A 19,410-nucleotide genomic window follows, 5' to 3' on the forward strand; every position below is an offset into this window, starting at 1 on the left:
TAGAAATGCAACCCGAAACCATAATGTCAATAACAGGAAACAAACACTACCTAAAAATTTTCAATGCGGCATTTTGTATTTAAAATGGTATAATTTTGAGAAATTTAGTTGCGAATGCTGTTAAATTCTCCTATGATGGTGGGATTATTAAGATATATGCTATTCAGACAAATGAGAATGTAACGATATCGGTGGCAGATAATGGGGTTGGTATGACCGAGAAACAAGTCGACAATCTTTGGAAGAATCCAAACTCATCAGCCGGAACAAAAGGCGAAAAAGGTTTTGGGTTGGGACTAACCTTTTGTAAAGAACTGGTGGAAAGGTTAGGTGGAAAAATTTGGGTTGAAAGCACTTTGGGGAAAGGAAGTAATTTTAAGTTTAGTTTACCCAACCCGATAAAAAGCTACCCCAGGGATGTTTGCTGCATTAAAAAAACCTGAAAATGAGATATTCTTATGGTGAATCTATTTATAATCTTTTACAATCTCATTTACCCCCTGTAAAACGTAATGAGGGCGATAAGCAAATTCATTGACGGTATTTTTGGTTGAGATTCCCGATAAAACCAGGCAAGTGTCAATTTCTGCCTCAATTCCCGCAACAATATCGGTGTCCATCCGGTCGCCGATAATGATGGTCTCCTCGCGTTGAACCCCTAGCTTTTTAAGGGCAATTCGCATCATTAAAGGATTGGGTTTGCCAATAAAATAAGCTTGCTTCCCGGTAGCCAGTTCAATAGGTGAAATTAAGGCTTTGGTTGCAGGCGCAATTCCATTTTCTATCGGTCCGCTCACGTCCGGGTTTGTCCCAACCAGCCTTGCTCCGGCATTTACCAGATTGACTGCTTTTTCAATCACTTCGTAGCTGTACGATCGCGCTTCTCCCATTACCACATAATCCGGATCGATATTATTGCTTGTATAACCGGCGTTGTAAACTGCATTGATAAGCCCTGCTTCTCCTATTATATAAGCACTGCCGTTCGGTTTCTGACTCTGAAGAAAAGATGCCGTTGCCAACGCACTGGTATAAAAGTGCTCAGGCCCTACATCCAGGCCCATACGCGATAATTTTCCCTGTAACTCTTTAATGGTCCGCTCACTGGAATTGGTCAGAAAAACAAATTTTTTATTTTCATCTTTTAACCAGGATACGAACTCTTTTACGCCATCAAGGATTTTATTTCCGTGATAAATTACTCCATCCATATCGCAGATAAACCCTGATTTGTTTCGTATGTTGTCGATAATTGATTTTTTTGCCATTTCTAACTTTTTATATCCGCTTTCACAAAAATTACATCTGGTGCGTTAAAATACAACCTTTCTGGATATTTTTCGGCTCCTTCTCTATTTTTTGATTCAAAAATAAATTGCAAGTAATATCCGTTACAAACCAAAAACTGCAGGTTCTGAAATTCGCATTTTATACAAAAAAAAATTAGTCAATCAGATATTTATCACGGTTATTTAAAAAATCACGGTACACCCTAAAATGCTCGGTATTCTCATATGTAACGGTGGAAACCGGCATCTTATCAAAGCTGTATATAGTGGCTTCCCTACAGGCCAGCAGGATGGGGGAGTGTGTTGCCACAATAAACTGGGCATGTCCGGCTTTTGCATTTTTACTCAAAAGCTGAAGCAATTCCAACTGACTGGAAGGTGAAAGTGCTGTCTCCGGCTCGTCCAGAAGATAAAGGCCTTTTAGTTTATACCGGTTTCGGAAAAACGACATCAACGACTGTCCGTGAGATTGAGTCATTAGAGATTTTCCTCCAAACAATTCCAGTTGTCCCGGGTCGGTGGCAGCCCACTCTTCGAGTATGGATGCGAAATCCTTAAATATCTGAGCGCCAAAAAATGAACCGGGAACCATACCATCAGTCCATTGTACTTTCAGGTAACGATGTAATGATGCTTCGTAACGATTATACCTGTAACGGGTGTTCATTCCGGTTCTCCAGATGTAAATACCCGCAGCCGTTGCGATGGCTTCCAGCAAAGTTGATTTTCCTGAACCATTTTCACCTGCAAACAGCGTAACCGCAGTTGGAAAATGAAGTTCTCTGGTCTCGGAAAATAAGGCTAAACTAAAAGGATAATGATCTCTTGTTGGGTATTTCTCCGTTTCAAGCTTTATGCTTTTTAGATGATATGACATAACATTTATCTCGTAATTGAATTTTTGAATTCAAACTTAATTAAATGAAACGAATTAACTGTTCCGTTTTTAAGTGAAACTTGCATAAGAGAGGTCACAGAATCACAATTATTCCTTTTTCGCCATTGGCCGGTAATTTTCAGAAAATTCATACTTCAAGGTATTTTTATTCACCGATATTTTCTGACACTTACCGATAGCTCGCTCTCTTTAACAAAATATTTGTTCTATATAACTAAAAACCGGTTCATATTTGCAGTCGTTATTAGACAATTAAACGAAAACATTTGTAAGCAAGAAAACAGAAAATTAGAAAACAATGAAAGCAAGAATTACTCAGATAGCAGCCGCAGCGATTTTTACTTTACTATTAACGGCCGGCAATGCAAAAGCAGACGGCAAAGATTTATCTTCAGCAAGCCTCGAAGCCATAACAGAACCAAAAATCGAAGTAGAAAACTGGATGATCGATGAAATTTACTGGAACAGAACAGATGCGGCATTTTTATTGGAGCAGGTTTCACAAAGCCACCTTGAGCTCGAAAACTGGATGGTTGATGATACAGCGTGGGAAAATGTGATTGTTAATTCAGAAGAAAATGAAAAGGAAGCCGGTTTGGTAGTTGAGCCACAGATGATTAACGACAAAATTTGGGATAAATAACAGTATTACGCATTTAGAATAGTTTAGTTAGATTTAGTTTGAATTTTTGAAAGACTGCCGAGAGCAGTCTTTTTTTGTATAAAACGAACGCAAAACAGGAAGACCAGCAAATTTTCCCTGAGTTTTAAAATGGAGGAAAAGCATGATGTTTATACTGCATTTAGGAGATGGCCCTATGTGCAGATGAACTGAATCGCGATTTCCTTAAAGTTTGAACTAAACAGATAAAAAGAATGTTACTACTTAACTTACAATTTTACACTGTAAATGAAGCCCACTACTCAGTACACCAAAAGCGGCCGGATTAATATCGCTTACCAGGTTTTTGGATCCGGTTCAGTAGATCTGGTTTATATTCCGGGATGGGTTTCCAATATCGACTGGATGTGGGCGTGTCCGGAGTTGGTTCATTTTTTAAAAGAGCTGAGTAAAATTGCCCGGGTTATTTTGTTTGACAAGCGTGGAACAGGTCTTTCTGACCGGGTTGTGGAACTTTCCACATTGGAAGAACGAATGGATGATATCCGGGCGGTAATGGATGCTGTGGGGTCTGAAAGAGCGATTCTTTTTGGTCATTCAGAAGGAGGGTCTGTTTCTGCACTGTTTGCGGCAACTTACCCCAATCGTACCATTTCACTTATTACTTTTGGAATATTTGCCAAAAGGCGTTATGCTCCTGGATATCCATGGGCTCCAACAGATAAAGAGCGCCAGAAGGTGTACGACATGATCGAGAACAGTTGGGGAGGTGGCGATATGTATCTTGAATCATTGGCCCCTTCCAAAGCCCACGATAGAGAGTTTATGGACTGGCTAGCCAATTATTTTCGTTCTGGAGCAAGTCCTAGCGCAGCGAAGGTGCTTACCAAAATGAATACAGAAGTAGATATCATCGATATTTTAGGCTCGATAAATGTACCTGCTTTAATCATCCAGCGTTCAAACGATATTGATGTTAAAATTGAAGAAGGCCGGTTTATTGCCGAACGGATTAAAGGCGCAAAATTTTTGGAACTGAAAGGAAGTGATCATCTGTTTTGGGTAGGAAATACAGATAAACTTCTGAAAGAAATGAAGGCATTTATTTTGAATGTAAAACCCTCAAAAAATGACGAAGAACGCCTTTTTACGGTGATTGCAGCAGAAATTCCCGTAGCTGAAAATATGCAGACAGAACCAAAGGAACGAGTTGGTCAATTGGTGGCGCAATACCGCGGGAAAATTATCCAATACCTTCAAAATACTTTTATCGCAATTTTTGAAGGGCCAAGCAAAGCTGTTCATTGTAGTATTGATATGGTAGATGCATTACAAAACATGGACTTAAAAATAAGTCTCGCTATTCATATTAAGGAAGTTGCCGTTAGTGAGCTTCATTTTGTGAGTGCTGAGACAGAAAATCTTATGAGTTCAATTCTTGAACAGGCTCAACCCAATCAAATATTAATTACTCAAACCGTAAAGTATTTGCTGTCTGGGGCAGGACTAAATATAACTCCTCATCAGTCAATTTTTAAACCAACACCGACCGATATTTTGCTGTTTAGCGTTTCAGATGACTTAAGAATGGAAACACCTCCGGAAAAACGTTTACTAAACAGTCATCCGCATAATGAATCATTTCTTGAAAATGTATTACAAAGTATTGACGCACATTTGAGCGATGAACTTTTTGGCGTTGAAATGCTTTGCAGAGATATAGGCATCAGCGATCGCCAATTGCAGCGAAAATTAAAGGCCATTACCAATAAATCACCTATTCAGTTAATTTCCTCCGTGCGTTTACACCGCGCAAAGGAACTACTCCACGAAAACAAGTACAACATTGCTGAAGTCGCCTACCTTACAGGTTTTGCTAATCCTTCTTATTTCTCAAAATCTTTTAAAAAAGAGTTTGGGCTAAGTCCTTCGTCTGTAGTCCAAAATCAAAACTGACATTTCCTTTTGTCTCAGGATCTTATTTGTTTCAACAATAAAAAAAGATAAAAATGTCGGAAATGTTATCGCATTTGGCGGATTTGTGCTAATCCCGTGATACTGTTTGCATATACTTTTGTGTCCGAAGAAAATAGATGATAATCCTTAATTGTGAACAGAACTTTTTTCTAAAACTTTTATTAACTCTTAATATTAAAATCATGAACAATTATCGCAATTATTTTAGTTCTTTAGGTTTAGCAATTTTATCAGCATTCGTTCTTTTCGCTTGTGACAAGGATGATGATGATGTTATTGAAGAAAACGAAAACAAAACGGGTGTGCAGGTAGCTGGTAACGGCAACCTAGGAAACATTCTGACGGATCAGAACAACCAGTCGCTGTATTTTTTTGCAGGCGATGTTGGCGGAGTAAGCAGTTGCAACGGAGGTTGTGCTGACACATGGCCTCCTTTTATTGGCGATGTATACAATCTGGAATTGAGTTCAACCCTTGACAGATCAGATTTTAATACAATTACCCGTGAAGACGGGCAGGAGCAACTTACTTTTAAGGGATGGCCGCTGTACTATTTTTCTCCTGAAGCGGACGGTGTACTGGAAGCACCCGGCGAAACCTCCGGTGAAGGAAGAGGTGGAGTATTTCACATTGCAAAACCAGACTATACTGTTTTGGTGGGAAGTCAGGTTGTTTCAGAAGGAGAAGATCCTCTGTTGTATTTGGTTGATGACAAGGGTGTAAGCTTATATCACTCCATCAACGATGAAGAAAACTTTAGCAATTGTGCAGGGGGATGTGCAGAAGTCTGGCCTCCTTTTGATCCTTCAGGGAATATTGTGGTTCCCTCAACGCTAAACATCAACGATTTTAATACAATTTACAGAGAGGATGATCTGGGAAATCAGTTAACCACCCAGGGAAGTCCGCTCTACTATTTTAGCCCTGATGAACAGGTACCGGGCAACGTTCTAGGGCAAGGTGGCGCCAACGAAACCTTTTTTGTAGTTGAGCAGCCACAATAATTCCACGATTCACCAGCTAAACCATCAAGTTGAGTAGCCATGTATTACCGGGCTACTCTTTTTTGTTTTGTACGGTCTGTTTGATAAATTTTCCCTGCTTTCAGAAAAAGATTTCTGTATATTCAACTATAACTAGTCCGGATATTCAAACGATTACACAATCATTGAAACGAAAAACTCCCCGGCCTCACCGGGGAGCCAAGATTTGTCAATGAGATTATTCTTCATTTAACAAACCAAACCATATCATTATCTCCAATTGAATTTCGTATTCAATATGGCCGGTTTATTAAATGTATACTCTCAGATTTTGGTTGTAGCCCAAAAGAAAGATTCTGCATTCTGCTACAACAATAGAATATTCAAAATTATGATTTTTTAAATAAAGTGCAAATTATATAAGACATTTGATTGTATCAAATCTAACGATTTAACATTTTTGTTTCTACGTATTAAAACGGTTAAACATCAGTGTACTCCAGATAGAATGCCGGGCAATCATTTAAGAACAAAAAGCAAAGTGATTTATTTTAATCGCTTAAAGTGGAGTTTATCAATGATTGCGATTTCTCCAAAAATATGTTTGGGCTAATAATAGCAGTAAATACTTCCTGGATTTTATTCATTTCCTGATGGATTACCGGATTGTTTTTGGAAAGTTCAAAATAACCGGTAGTCTGTTCAGGGATGTTAAAATCAAAAAAGCTGCAATAAATAGCGGTTTTGAGTTTTCTGCATTTCATTAATTCATAATTGCTTATCTTTACGATTGAGATACTATTTACGACTATATTTAAAATATTAAACAGTCTCTTGAAACGAAAAACTCCCCGGCCTCACCGGGGAGCTAAGATTTGTAAACGATCTTATTCTTCGTTTAGCAAACCAAACCATGTCATTATTTCTGAGCAAGAGACTGTTTTTTGTTTTTTTCTTGAATACTTCCAAACCAACTATGGTGCCTTTATTGTACCATTATTTAAATCAATACTTTGCAAAAACACCATAAGTTACCGGTGTCTAAAAAATAGACACTTTGTGTATGATTTATTGTCGAAGGCCCTTTCTCAGCTTCTTTTTTCATACAAGAATAGCCTGCGACTACATTTATGACTCCGCAAAAGATAATTTCAAAAACTCTAAATCTCTTCTGAAATCAGTTAATAAAGGGATCAGTTACATAAGCATGTCGGGAAAGTTATATTGGATCAACAATTAAAGATTCGATTGTCCGAAATATACATAAGTTCGGCGGGTTTGTTCGATTGTGCCATCTCTCCATCATCTATTTTTGCATCATAAACAATTAAAGATATTTAAGTATGAAAACATTGATTCAAAACACAGCAAGTGAAAGACCCAGGTCGAGCCTGGGCTACATTTGGAGCACAAGAAGAAGACACCGTCAGTTTATAGTGCTCTGATTGGAATTTAATCGATTTATTAATTTTTAAACATCAAAACATGAAAACTTACAAATGCGAATACCTTTGGTTGGATGGTTATAAACCGGAACCCAACCTGAGAGGTAAAACAAAAGTTCTGGACTTAAACAAATCACCATCGCTCGACAATCTGCCTTTTTGGTCGTTCGACGGCAGTTCAACTTTGCAGGCTGAAGGAAACTTCTCTGACTGTATTTTAAAGCCGGTTAAGGTGTATAACGACGCCGGACGAGACAATGGATATCTTGTCATGTGCGAAGTGCTTAATCCCGACCAAACTCCTCACATAAGCAACAACAGGGCAAACTACGAGGATGATACCGAGTTCTGGTTTGGATTTGAACAGGAATATGTCATCAAAAAAAACGGCCTTCCGCTTGGTTTTCCCAAAGAAGGTTACCCCGAACCCCAGGGAAAGTATTATTGTGCTGTTGGAAAACAAAATGTTACAGCAAGAGATTTTGTTGAAGAGCATTTAGCATTGTGTTTGGCATGTGGCCTTAAAATTACAGGAATAAATGCCGAAGTTATGATAGGTCAGTGGGAATTTCAGTTGCTGGGGAAAGGAGCAAAAAATGCTGCAGACGATTTATGGGTAGCCCGGTATTTATTGATGCGTGTGGCCGAAAAATACGATGTAAAAATCGATTTTCATCCAAAACCAATAAAAGGTGACTGGAATGGTTCGGGATTACACACTAATTTTTCAAATGAAAGAATGAGAACAAACGGAGGGAAAGCATATTTTGAAATGATTTTGAAAAATATGAAAGAAAATCATGAGGACCACATTAACTACTACGGTTCTATGAACAACGAGCGTCTTACAGGTCTTCATGAAACGCAGGCTATAGACCGTTTTTCTTATGGAGTAAGTGATCGCGGAGCATCAATCCGGATTCCCTTATCCACTTTGGAAAACGGATGGAAGGGCTATTTGGAAGACAGGCGGCCGGCATCCAATGCATGTCCGTATCAGGTTGTCTCAAAATTGTTAAAAACCGTATCCATAGAGGCTGTGGCTGTGTAAAAGTAGCGGGGGATTTGAAAAAGGGGTTGTCCGATTTATTCTGTGACAGCCCCTTCTCGTTTTGCCAGGTTCTCCTCCAAGGGAGGGGTAAAATGAATTGTTCTGTTGCAAAATTCCTATCCGGGAAACAGGGATTTGCGTACTTCATTTTATTCATAACGCAACGCTTCAACCGGATTACGCGTTGCTGCCCGCCAACTAATCCGGCTAACAGTTATTATTGTAACTGCCGGAACTGCGGCTGAAATACCCGTTGCATCTCAAAAAATCATTTCACGATTAAATCCATTAGCTTGTTTACTTGTAACGGTTTTGAAATGTATTCGTTACAACCTGAGCGCAGGGCTTCCAATTTGTCTTCAATTGACGCATAGGCGGTTTGAGCAATTATTTTGATTGATTTATTTCTTTTGCGGATTTGTTTTGTCACTTCCATTCCGTTGATGTCCGGCAGTTTAATGTCCATTAGAATGATGTCGAAGAATTTGTCGTTTTCGTATTGTAACGCCTGGCTTCCGCTTACGGCGATTGTTAATTTATGATTTGTTTGATTGAACATCGTTTTGATGTATTCATTATTGATTGGATCATCTTCTACAACTAAAATCTCTAATGATCTATCGTCTGTCTTTTCATTTAAATCCGCATCTTCCTCTTCCTGATTCGCTTTTTTGTATGGCATAGTAAAATAAAAGGTACTACCCACATCGGGTGTCGACTCAAGCCATACTTCGCCCCCCAGAAAATCTACAATTCCTTTAACAATTGAAAGGCCTAAGCCTGTACCCCCGGTTTCAATTGTTAATCTGTTTTCCGATTGCACAAATCGTTCAAAAACACGTTCCTGTTTGTCTTTCGGAATACCAATACCTGTATCGCTCACTGAAAACAAAAGCATTTTATTTTCGTGCGCTATGCATTTCAGTTCAATTTTTCCTTTCTCAGTAAATTTAAAAGCATTGTTTAAAAGATTGGACAGGACTTGTCTGAGTTTGCCAATATCTATTTTTACCCACTCTTTTTCTGATACACAGGCGCAATCGAACTGCAATTCGATATGTGCCTTATCAGTTTGCAGCTTGCGTACGTTATATAATTCTGTTAGTTCAAACAGTTCATTGTATAAAACACACTGTTCTTCATACATTGAAACCTGCCCTGATTCGATTTTAGAAATATCGAGAATATCATCTACAATAACCAACAAGTCATTTCCCCGTTTATTGATAATATGTGCGAATTTTTTTGTCTCCTTATCATCATAATCACTTTTTTCCATCAAATCAGCAAAGCCTATAATCGCATTTAACGGAGTGCGAATCTCGTGGCTCATATTGTTCAAAAAAGCTGTTTTCAAACGGTCGTTCTCTTCTGCTTTTTGCCTGGCTTTTCGAATTTCCTCGGTTCGTTGCCTTACTTCATATTCAAGGTTGTTGTTCAGATCTTTAAGATTTTTTTTAGCAATAAACTCATTTACTCTTATTTTTGTAGCACCATATGCAAGTCCTGCGGAAATTAAAATAAAGAAAAGCAGAATGATATTTCTCTCGGTTTTTACAGGAGTTGTTTGTGCCTGTAAAGTAGCATTGTCAATATAAGACACCAGTTTCCAAAAACTTACCTGGTCTCTTACAATGTTTATGGTCTCTCGTTCGTCTTCTTCAGAGATATATTGAAGACTATCTTCGCGAACAGGATACACCGTTTGATAGGTGAATAGTCCCGATTTATTTTGAAACTGACCTTTTTCGTTGTTTTGTATTGCTGTCCACTCTGCATTAAAACTATTCTGAAATCGTTGGTTTCTCAGGCTATCATACATAAAACCCCATTCAGTCGACGGGTCTCGGTCATTTTGTATCCAATAACCGTTCTGATTCAATATCATATAATAGTCTGATGGTTTTAATTCATTAACCGACGAAAGAATATTCTGACCTAAATAATTGATCAAAACAACTCCTGAGAATTGACCGCTGCTATCGATTATTGGGGTTCCGATTCGTAACATCGGCTTTATGGGTTGTTCTATTTCTTCGTATTCTACATTCAAATCAAAGGGCGAAATATAAATATCATCATCGTTTAACTTTGATAGCTCTTTGAAGTAATAGCGCTGGCTTTTATTCTGAAGATGATTTTTATCAACAATTTTTACACTGTCGTCGCTAAAATTTATTCTTATAACCTCATTCCCATTTGCACTTAACAGTCTTAATTGATCATAAAGACGGTGTTTCCCAATCGAAAATGCTTTAAAATCGTTTTCTAACCTGTTTTTTTCTGTTATAGATTTTTGATAACTGTCAATGGTTTCACCACTGGCTTTTACGTGTTCTTTTAGTAGCAGCAAATTATCAATAACCTCATCCAATGTTTTTTCTATTACAGTTTCCTGCAACTCAAGATTATGGATTTCCCGGGTTTTAAGCTCATTTAGGTGGGTGTTAATTTTAAAATTATAAAATAAAATTAACGGGACCGCGAACAGGCTTGTTAAAACGATAAAACTGATCAAAAAATGAAGGCTGAAATATCTTTTCATGACGGGCAACACTTTTAATAAGAAACCGGTAACTCGGGAAAAGGTTGAAATTTATTATTACCGGGCAAGTATTTGCCGCTAATTTGTAAATAGAAAAAGCAGTGTGGAGAAATGCTTTCCGGTTTAGACAACAAAATGAAGTCTTAATACGAAGTGCCCGCCGGAAGGTGACAGTATACTGTAGTGTTCAAGTCTAGTTCAATACGGCCTTTTGATTTTTTTTACTGTTTGCCTTTCGTTTTAAGGGAGGCCCCCTGTGAGATTTTAATATTTTCTCACGACTACGCTTATCGCATATTTAAAAAATGCTGATTTCTGCCTTTGTCATGGTTTCCCGATAGTTCTGTTCCGGCATAAATAATATTTGTGTTTGCTAAATATACTTCGAGCGCAGTTACACGGTCACTCATTCCCGCCGGACCTATTTTCCGGAGTTTTAAATCATTCATCAAATTAATATCAAGCTTTTGCGCCTGTAGCACAACAACCGACAGACATAAAACAGACAGAAGTAGAAACCTTTTCATAGATTTTGATTTTAGAACACAAAATTTAATAGTCTTAGTAACAGGTTTGATTTCTCTATGGAGATGAAATAAAAAATGCCGTGTTTCCCACCGACATAACCGACCTCAAATGTTTAAAACGAATAAAAAACTTTGTGTCTTTTTAACGTTTATACAAATAAGCCTGCAGTTGTATGATAAAATAAGAGATACTTCAAACACGAAAAAAAGGGAAGTCAAAACGATTCACTATCCGGTATCTGTTTATCATGAAACATATCTGCTTATTACAGTCCGTCAGACAATGAGCTTTGTCGGGTGATTTTGACGTGCTGTTGCCCATTGATAAATTTTATTTCCTGAGGACTTTAAACCGGTAACCTGGCGAGATTATCACATCAGGGTTATAAAATTCCTGACAACAGAAAATCGTATGAGTAGGGGCAGATTGCGTGGTAATTTCATGTCAAACCGTTACGCAGTTTGAGCGGACTGCAAACCCTGAAAAATTACCACATCAACTGCCCCACTTATACGAGGTGTTACCTGCTGGTTTTGGTAATATCAGCAGGACACATTTTCAGCTTTAAATCATTCCGTTTGGATGAACCATCTTTTCAGGAATTATTTGTTTTACAGTCCAATGTTCAACAATCAATTGGTTTGCCAATCGGTAAATGTCATACCGAACAAATTGAGTTCCTTTTACATTAATTTCTGATTGTGTCAATACAAAATTCTCCTCACCAATTAATCGATGAAGCTGAAAATTCTCATAGTCCATCCTAAAATCTGAAATTGTAAGTTTGTCGGCAAGATAGTCTTTCGTTCTATTTATTTGTTTTTCAATCATTACTTGTTTTACAAAATCCGCTACAATCTTTTTATTTACAGAAGACTTTTCCTGACTGTCAAACTCAACAGTTCCGGCAACTTTAGGAATAGAATCAACAATTTCTTGCGAAGCATCCCAATGTTCTGAAATCAATCCGTTTTCGATGCGATACAAATCAACAACGGCATTTTCCTTTCCCATGAATTCAATTTGCGAATGAACAGCCACAAAATTACCTTCACTAATAAATCGCATAAATGGTTTCTTTGGGTTTTCAGGTTTTGGCATTTGTTTTAACATGGCCAAAAACTCCATAAATCCAGTTTTTCCTGTTTTTACCATCGGATTATGCTGAATGTAATTATCGGCAATAACCGAATCCGCAAATTGCTCGTTTACTTGTCCGAATACTTTAAAATAAAAGTCGATTATCAATTGTTTGTTTGAATCTTTCATTTTCAAATCAGTTTTAATGTTATTCTTTTCTGAATTTGTTTTGCATGAAATCATTAAAATCATACAAAATGCTAAAGATATTTTTCTCATATCTTCGTATTTTTTAATTAAATATAAAGTTTTTGTGTAGGTGCCGACCAGATACAACAATCCCCGGAAAACAATGGATTTGTCTGATTAAGTATCTACTCGAAAAAAGTCGGGATTTTCAGAGAAGAAATTTTGTATGTACTAAAACTAATTTTCAACGAATCAAAAATATAAAATCATGTTTTATATTTCAAATTTTTTTGTTGCCCGTTTCGCATGGACCTTCGAAAAGAAACATTGGTAGAGGTAGAACTCATTTTTAATATTCTGTTAACCCTTTCTGCAATAGTATTTTAAAACAACATCTTTTGCGCCTGTGCCGGTTTTGTTCTCCTTTTTTAAATTTATGTGGATGCTTGCGATTGTAAATCTGCGCCGACATGGGTAAAAAACAATTAGGATACGCCAAGAAGATTATGAACGTCTTCGGGCGTAAATACAGGGTCGCTTTTTATCCCTTTAATTAATTTTTTTAAAAAGACATCATCAATGTGAGTGCAATTATTATTGCTCAATTGTTTTAGTATCTCATTAAAATTGCCCGGGTCCTGTTCCATTTCCTCTACCAGCAAGGGATATTTTTGGTTTAAAACCAACCACCTGATAATTTTTGATTTATCATACGATTTCCCCTCTAATATTAACGTGTTGCGAAAAATATTATAATAATTTGCCAGCCGTTTTATCGAGCGGGGGTTTGTATCAAGATATACAGAATGCTCGCGCAGGATATGTTCGGTTTTTTCTTCAAATTCGGCTTCAGTTAAGCGCTCTACAGCAGCCTGCCTAACCATACTTTCGGGAATGTTATCCTTTTTTTCCAGTTCTTTAATTTTTGTATTTATATCATCCTCGCTTTTTAATTCGGAAAAAATATCCTCAATCTCTTTACTTTTTTTGACGACTTGTGGTTTATTCACCTTTAAAATGTAGTTCCAGTAGGAATCCTTGATTTGCTCAGAAATATTGGGAAGACGAATGGAAAACTGAAACATTTTTTGCAGAAACTTATATCCCAGACGTGTTTTTGTATTCGTGTTAATATCTTTGAATTTTTCATATTTAATTTCGAAACACTTTGAAATCCAGGCTTTGTCAGCAGCAATCAAGTAAAATACCTTTGAGTCTTTAAATAGTGTTTGAATGCCCTCCAGCAATTTCACTACAAACAGTGGATCACACCTGTCCAGATCGTCGATGTATATTATAACCGGTTTACGAATCGACTTGATCAAAGAATTAAAATGACTTTTTACCTGCTGCATCGGGTCCTGTGCCATTTTCATAAAACTGTGGGCCGATTTGGCCGAACCATGAAGACCAGATGAAGTTAAGGTTGAAAGAAATGAAAATAAGGTGGCAGCAAAACCAATAAATGCAGAAGACGTTTTAAATAAATCCTCCGTAGTACAGCTTCCAAAAAAGTCGCCAATATTTTCCCTAAAGTTAATCACCAAAATGACAGATGTTACAAGAAGAATGTAAGTCAAAAGTTTCAGATAAATTTTTCCAGTTTTCCATCTTCGTAAAACTTCAGTAATCCGGAAAGTGAATTTCTTTTTTACCTGGGACCTGCTTTGAATATAAATCGTATTAAAAAATATCCACCAGGGAGGCGATATGTGCTGGTTCTGCCAGGCGTTAAACCGAATAACCACCCACTTTTTTTCCACTTCTTTATTTAGTTGTTTTTCAAGAATATTTAAAAATGTAGATTTGCCGGCTCCCCAGGCTCCCTGGAGATGTATCATTAAAGAACCTTTATTTTCTTCTTCGTTTAGTTTATCTAAAATAGAAGCTATGGATTTCGCCAGTGGAGTCCGGTTCAGATAATCTACCTCTTCAGGATTATCTAGCCAGGCCGGGACGTTTGTAGCTACCTTGCTTTTTTGCACAAACAAGTCCGATTTTGATTCGAAAATCCTTTTTAAACTTTTTCCCGGTGATTGTCGCGGTAAGGCAATTGTTATTTCTATATCGTTCCCAACGTCATTTAATTCAGAAAGAATATCGTAAATTGATAAAATAATCGAGTTTAAACTTTCATTTGCAGGAATACTTGCGCTTCCTGTTCCAAGCAACGGAATCCAGATTCTTTTGTTGGAAAAATTAGTTACTTCTGAAAGTAAGGCGAGGGTGAGTGTTTTTTTCATCTCCTTTACGCGAAAAACTCCGGAGCTTTCTATTTCTATAATACAGATTTGTTTTTCTCCAAATTTTGTTTCCAATTCCTTTAACCAGAGGAAATCGTCATTAAAATTGTCCGGATGTATCAGTTCTTTCCATAATTGACTGATCCCGAGTTTCTCCCTCACCATTGCCCCTATGCCTGAAGAACCAGGTAATCCTGATTTGTTTGCTGGAATTAAAATAGTATCATAATTTTCAGGCGATTCGGATATTTTTAATTCAATCAAAAGATTGTCTATTTTTAAATCAGAGAGTGTTTCTTCTGAAGCTTTAAAAAAATCGGAAGACGTGTCTTTTTTTTCGCTTTTCTTTTTTTTATCAAAAGAATCTGTTTTTTCTCCTTTGGAGGTTCGGTTTTTTGTGCCCATTGATTCTGAAAATATATCAGCTTCTTTCATGATGGTTGATCTTATATTACAAGTTCGGGAAATATTAGGAAAAAGACAACTTACTGTTGATAATGAGGGTTTTGACTGAAATGGTTTTACGTTGTACGATAGCGTTACAACAACGAAAATATTTTAGAGCCTGTTTTTTATTTAAAGCAACACAAAGGAGGCAGCCTGAGCTGTTCAGACCAGGTTTTAACAACCTTTGCTGCCCGATTTTTTACTTAAGAACCTGCGTTTGCTTTGAATAGGGTTAGCGAACGAGTTTATTATAATTATCTTCTCCAATCATACCTTTTATCTGTTTGTTCCGGTCTGTATTCATTTGCTTCCTCAATGCCATTATCTTTTCCAAATATTCTGATAATTCTTGTGTCGGGTCAAAATAAACTATATGACTTACAGGAATATATCCTTTCATAATCTCGTATTTTACATTTTTGCAGTTTTTTTTTTAGATATTCAACACAAATCCTGACTTTACTTAATGAATTGGGAATTCGAATACATGCAGTCGAGTCATTAGTTTCTCCAAATCTTGCATAAGTCCCGCCAATAAATGATAGAATTTCTTTATCGGTAGTAAACAAATCACTTTTTAGCTTTCCTCTGTAGATTGTGTCATATCCCATTGTCATAGAACCGGACGGTTCATACTTATAATAGCTATTAATCAAATCCGACAATGTTTTAGAATAAATCTCAGGTCTGTTATCATTTAATCGCAGCTCCAAATCAGGGCTTGAATACGCAAAAACTGAATACAGATAGTCAGCCAGACTTTTCTCATAAGGATAGTAGGTGTCAACCCGGTTACTAACTTCTTTATATGTTGCTCTACTATATAATCAGATAATGTTCCAATCAGAAAACTATTCAGGTTTTTCTGTAAAGAATCCTGTGCTTTTACTGAAGCAAAGAAACTGATTAATATCAATGTTGTAACTATTCTCATACTTCGTCTTTTTGTTCGTTAAGGGTTGGTGTATGTTGCGGGGCGGATTTCGAAGAGCGTTCCTGTCCAAAGGACACGGAACTGCTAAACGAGAATATGCAGTTGCGTACCACAACCCCCGCCCTGAGATATGGCACTTTGTTAGCGGTAGTATTTTTATTTATTCTTTTCATCTAATAATTGTCTTGCTGTTTTTTGGGCATAATCTGCATAGCCCTTTTGTTTGCATATTTCCAATAGTTCTTTTTCTGATTTGTCTTTGTATTTATCGTAAAATTCTTTGGCTTTTGAATCAAACTCTTTAGCTGTCGAAAATGAGTTTCCCATTGTCCTGTCAATTAAAGGAACATTTGAATGAATTACTTTGGGTTCTATTTCCAAGGCTTATATAAGTTTTTGAGGCTTACAAATTAGGTTTGTAATAATTAGTTTTTGTCTTTCCTTAAATACAAATAAAAGGTATTCATACATCGGGAACTGATAATGAGAATAGTTGTTTTTATTGACTTTGACATGATACGCTTCTTCCTAGTCTTGTTTTTTGAATTCATGTCTTTCAGCATTTTTCTCAACTGATATGATTCCTTTTGTTTTATCAATTGAAATCTGTTTATTGAGGTCTTGAAGGAAATAAGAAACTGTCAAAACAACTGGAGGTCCGACAAAAACTAAAAAGAATATTGAAGCAATAATAAATCCAATATTGGTTAACTCCTCAGGTCTTGTTATTGCAATTTCAATCCACAAGGCTATAAATCCAACCGATATTAACAGGTAAGGATGAATATTAGGACGATATGCTTTTAAAATATAAGTCTCCATAATATGCTTGTTAACGGCCGCGTGCAAGTTGGCCTTGCGGACTGCGTACGATTGTCCGTCAGACGAACACAAGACAATCGGGCGTGAATCCAGCAAACGACATCGTACAGACCCTCCAAGGCAATTTGCAAAAGGTTAGCAATCGTAATTTTTTAGTTTAACAATTTATATATTTCTTCTTTTATTCCTTCCATTGATGGTCTCTGAGCATCCTTTAATACTTCTCCATTTTTGCCAATTAATAGATACTGCGGAAATCCAGAGCTAATAGCATATTTACTTAATAAAAAATTATATTGTTCGTCCGATAGAAGAATATTTTCTCCTTGCAGATTATATTTTGCACTTAATTTTTTCCAATCAGATAAATTTGATTTAGCGAATAGATAAACAAAAACTATCTCATTGTCAGCAAGGTTTTCATGCAAAGTCGTAGAGTACGGAAATTCTTGAATACAAGGACCACACCAAGTTGCACTAATATCAACATAAAGTACTTTACTCTTAAATTCATTCATTAAAGCGCCAAGAACGTCTTCTTCAAAATTGCCAGTCAAAGATTCTTCGAGAACGGCATTCGATTGTTCATTGCTTGTATTTATAATTAAAGTCTTAACAAATTCACTATTTATGTTTTGTAAAAAGTACTTTTTTAACAAATCTATTTCTAATTCTTTTCCAACCATTTCTGTCATGCCTGGCAACAGCATTTGTTCGAATAATTGATACATTACAATGTCTTTTCCAATATTGCGGAAATCAGTCATTACACTATCTGATAACAATTTTACTGCATTACTATAGTCATCATTTTTTAGTTTGGTAATAATATCTCCAGTAAATTTTTGTCTTTCTTTCATAACGCATCCGCCGACATAGTTATTGAGAATATCAAGTGCATAGGAGCGATTACAATAAAAGTCAATTTTGTTTATAACTTTTTCAGTTATCATGTTTTTATTCGTCAGGAAAGTTACAGGTAGATCTTCATTGTTACTGGCATATTGAATAAGATTATAATTGATTAGTGATTTCTTGTCAGCATCAATCCATGTTGTCAGCAAAGCATCATGTTTAAAATTTGGAAAATCTTTAATAACGGAATCTATTTTTGACTCAGCTTTTTCATAACTGCTTTTGATAAAACCGAAATCTTTTCCAGATGTTTTGAGGTTATAATCTCTTTTAATGTTTAAAGTCAATTGCAGGTACTGATTAAAAAGAGTATTTCTTTCTCCACTTGTTCCAGAAATAATGACATCTTGATTTTGATTTTGTGCGTCAATAATCAAATTTAGACTATCTGACTGTTTTACCAGAAGATTAATAGTTCTTTCTTGATATTCGAGCGATATATCCTGACTGTTATAGACCGTTAATATTTTTTCAAATTCTCCAAAATTGCTAATTTTAATAGAGATCACCTCTGCTTTCCCTGAAAGTAAATTATGCTGTTTTAAAAATATGGTCTTGCTATCCTCAGCTTTCAAGTTATTTACCTGTCCTGTGATAGTAATTGTGCCACTTTTGAAGAAGTCCTGAATTTTAGTCTCAGTTTTATTTTGAGTACAACTGATTATGATAAAACTAATTATAATGACTAAATATAACATTCTCATTTTGTTTGTTTTTATGGTTGCTAACGGTTGCATAAGCCAAAACCTACATTTTATCTCTTTATGGTTATTTTGGGTTACAACATCATTTCGGGTGGATAGACCAACTTTTTCGAGATATATGTTTTCAGAAAGGCCATGGATAATCATCTTAAGAAGTGTTTTGGAACGATTCATTTTGAGATGGATTTATGGGTGGCACAACAGGTTTAGTTCATGAGTTACTGATTTTTCGTGCATTAAAAATAACAATCGTTTGTTTCAAAACCAAGGAGTTTCTTCCTGTTCCGCAAAATTTAGCACGGGGGATATCTATTTTGTGAGAAACTGTTCAATGTTCTGCCCTTAGCGGGTTCTGAAAGCTTCGGAAAGAGGGATAGGACGATGCAATCCTGCATAAAAGGAAGTGTGTAAAATGGAATTGGGACGGAGCAAAGGAGATGTCACTGATGCTGCAAAAACAAATTACAAACAAGTGAGACCATTACCTATTTTTCACTCATCGAAGGTGGTTTTTCCGCCGGACTACTCCCCCATTTTTTATTCGGCTGCGGTCCCATTTCAAAAACCAGGGTTCCTCCCTGCACGATATCCTCGTGCGTAATCCAGGCTTTGTTATAACTTTCGCCATTCAATGTGGCCGACTGGATATAAAAATTCTCGTCTGAAACATTACGCGCTTTAACTGTAAATTTCTTGCCCTTATAAAATTCGCCCAAATCCAAAGTCAATTCTTCAAAC

Annotated in this window: 19 protein-coding genes; 5 read left to right on the forward strand and 14 right to left on the reverse strand. The window is 36.6% G+C overall.

From position 1 onward, the window contains the following. The first annotated feature begins 95 nt into the window (after positions 1-95). Positions 96-443, forward strand: a complete 348-nt coding sequence (locus K5G00_RS27750; protein WP_238769752.1) for a sensor histidine kinase — start codon at positions 96-98, stop codon at positions 441-443. A gap of 24 nt (positions 444-467) precedes the next feature. Here the strand turns inward: K5G00_RS27750 and K5G00_RS27755 are convergent, their stop codons facing one another. Beyond that, positions 468-1,268 (reverse strand): HAD-IIA family hydrolase, encoded by an 801-nt coding sequence (locus K5G00_RS27755; RefSeq protein WP_238769753.1) that lies wholly within the window; start codon positions 1,266-1,268, stop codon positions 468-470. A 175-nt stretch (positions 1,269-1,443) separates the two neighbouring features. After that, complete coding sequence (locus K5G00_RS27760) at positions 1,444-2,166, reverse strand: AAA family ATPase (RefSeq protein WP_238769754.1); 723 nt, start codon at positions 2,164-2,166, stop codon at positions 1,444-1,446. Between the two features lie 319 nt (positions 2,167-2,485). On the opposite strand from K5G00_RS27760, the gene K5G00_RS27765 reads away from it, so the two are divergent. The 3 genes from K5G00_RS27765 to K5G00_RS27775 all read left to right on the forward strand — a co-directional run bounded on the left by K5G00_RS27765 (position 2,486) and on the right by K5G00_RS27775 (position 5,790). After that, entirely contained in the window at positions 2,486-2,830 is a 345-nt protein-coding gene (locus K5G00_RS27765) for a hypothetical protein (RefSeq protein WP_238769755.1), read from the forward strand. 267 nt (positions 2,831-3,097) lie between these two features. Then, complete coding sequence (locus K5G00_RS27770; RefSeq protein ID WP_238769756.1) at positions 3,098-4,765, forward strand: alpha/beta fold hydrolase; 1,668 nt, start codon at positions 3,098-3,100, stop codon at positions 4,763-4,765. Between the two features lie 203 nt (positions 4,766-4,968). Then, on the forward strand, positions 4,969-5,790 hold the full coding sequence (locus tag K5G00_RS27775) for a hypothetical protein (RefSeq protein ID WP_238769757.1): 822 nt from the start codon (positions 4,969-4,971) through the stop codon (positions 5,788-5,790). Positions 5,791-6,320: 530 nt separating this feature from the next. Here the strand turns inward: K5G00_RS27775 and K5G00_RS27780 are convergent. Then, positions 6,321-6,533, reverse strand: coding sequence for a hypothetical protein (locus tag K5G00_RS27780; RefSeq protein WP_238769758.1), 213 nt, complete (start codon positions 6,531-6,533; stop codon positions 6,321-6,323). Between the two features lie 721 nt (positions 6,534-7,254). Here K5G00_RS27780 and K5G00_RS27785 point away from each other — a divergent pair. Then, on the forward strand, positions 7,255-8,265 hold the full coding sequence (locus K5G00_RS27785; protein ID WP_238769759.1) for a glutamine synthetase beta-grasp domain-containing protein: 1,011 nt from the start codon (positions 7,255-7,257) through the stop codon (positions 8,263-8,265). 268 nt (positions 8,266-8,533) lie between these two features. Here K5G00_RS27785 and K5G00_RS27790 read toward each other — a convergent pair whose 3' ends face one another. From K5G00_RS27790 to K5G00_RS27840, 11 genes are all read right to left on the reverse strand, one after another. Continuing rightward, the gene (locus tag K5G00_RS27790; protein WP_238769760.1) at positions 8,534-10,810 is read right to left on the reverse strand and encodes a hybrid sensor histidine kinase/response regulator; all 2,277 of its coding nucleotides are present in this window, start codon (positions 10,808-10,810) and stop codon (positions 8,534-8,536) included. Positions 10,811-11,097: 287 nt separating this feature from the next. Then, positions 11,098-11,337 carry a hypothetical protein gene (locus tag K5G00_RS27795; protein WP_238769761.1) on the reverse strand — a complete coding sequence of 80 codons (240 nt, stop codon included), beginning with the start codon at positions 11,335-11,337 and terminating at the stop codon, positions 11,098-11,100. Positions 11,338-11,902: 565 nt separating this feature from the next. Beyond that, a complete protein-coding gene (locus K5G00_RS27800) occupies positions 11,903-12,697 on the reverse strand; it encodes a nuclear transport factor 2 family protein (protein WP_238769762.1) in 795 nt (264 codons plus the stop codon). A gap of 395 nt (positions 12,698-13,092) precedes the next feature. Then, entirely contained in the window at positions 13,093-15,285 is a 2,193-nt protein-coding gene (locus tag K5G00_RS27805; RefSeq protein ID WP_238769763.1) for a KAP family P-loop NTPase fold protein, read from the reverse strand. Positions 15,286-15,529: 244 nt separating this feature from the next. Then, positions 15,530-15,697 carry a hypothetical protein gene (locus tag K5G00_RS27810; protein ID WP_238769764.1) on the reverse strand — a complete coding sequence of 56 codons (168 nt, stop codon included), beginning with the start codon at positions 15,695-15,697 and terminating at the stop codon, positions 15,530-15,532. A gap of 297 nt (positions 15,698-15,994) precedes the next feature. Continuing rightward, entirely contained in the window at positions 15,995-16,231 is a 237-nt protein-coding gene (locus K5G00_RS27815) for a hypothetical protein (RefSeq protein WP_238769765.1), read from the reverse strand. Then, the gene (locus K5G00_RS27820) at positions 16,228-16,404 is read right to left on the reverse strand and encodes a hypothetical protein (RefSeq protein ID WP_238769766.1); all 177 of its coding nucleotides are present in this window, start codon (positions 16,402-16,404) and stop codon (positions 16,228-16,230) included. The genes K5G00_RS27815 and K5G00_RS27820 overlap by 4 nt, the downstream gene beginning before the upstream one ends. After that, on the reverse strand, positions 16,388-16,612 hold the full coding sequence (locus K5G00_RS27825; protein WP_238769767.1) for a hypothetical protein: 225 nt from the start codon (positions 16,610-16,612) through the stop codon (positions 16,388-16,390). Before K5G00_RS27825 ends, K5G00_RS27820 begins: the two co-directional genes overlap by 17 nt. 147 nt (positions 16,613-16,759) lie before the next feature. Next, the gene (locus tag K5G00_RS27830) at positions 16,760-17,053 is read right to left on the reverse strand and encodes a hypothetical protein (protein ID WP_238769768.1); all 294 of its coding nucleotides are present in this window, start codon (positions 17,051-17,053) and stop codon (positions 16,760-16,762) included. Positions 17,054-17,205: 152 nt separating this feature from the next. Continuing rightward, positions 17,206-18,846 (reverse strand): TlpA family protein disulfide reductase, encoded by a 1,641-nt coding sequence (locus K5G00_RS27835; RefSeq protein WP_238769769.1) that lies wholly within the window; start codon positions 18,844-18,846, stop codon positions 17,206-17,208. Between the two features lie 311 nt (positions 18,847-19,157). Then, a partial coding sequence (locus tag K5G00_RS27840; protein WP_238769770.1) for a glycoside hydrolase domain-containing protein occupies positions 19,158-19,410 on the reverse strand: 253 nt, incomplete at its 5' end.

Origin of the sequence: Maribellus maritimus, assembly GCF_022267315.1 — a bacterium.
Classification (GTDB): domain Bacteria; phylum Bacteroidota; class Bacteroidia; order Bacteroidales; family Prolixibacteraceae; genus Draconibacterium; species Draconibacterium maritimum.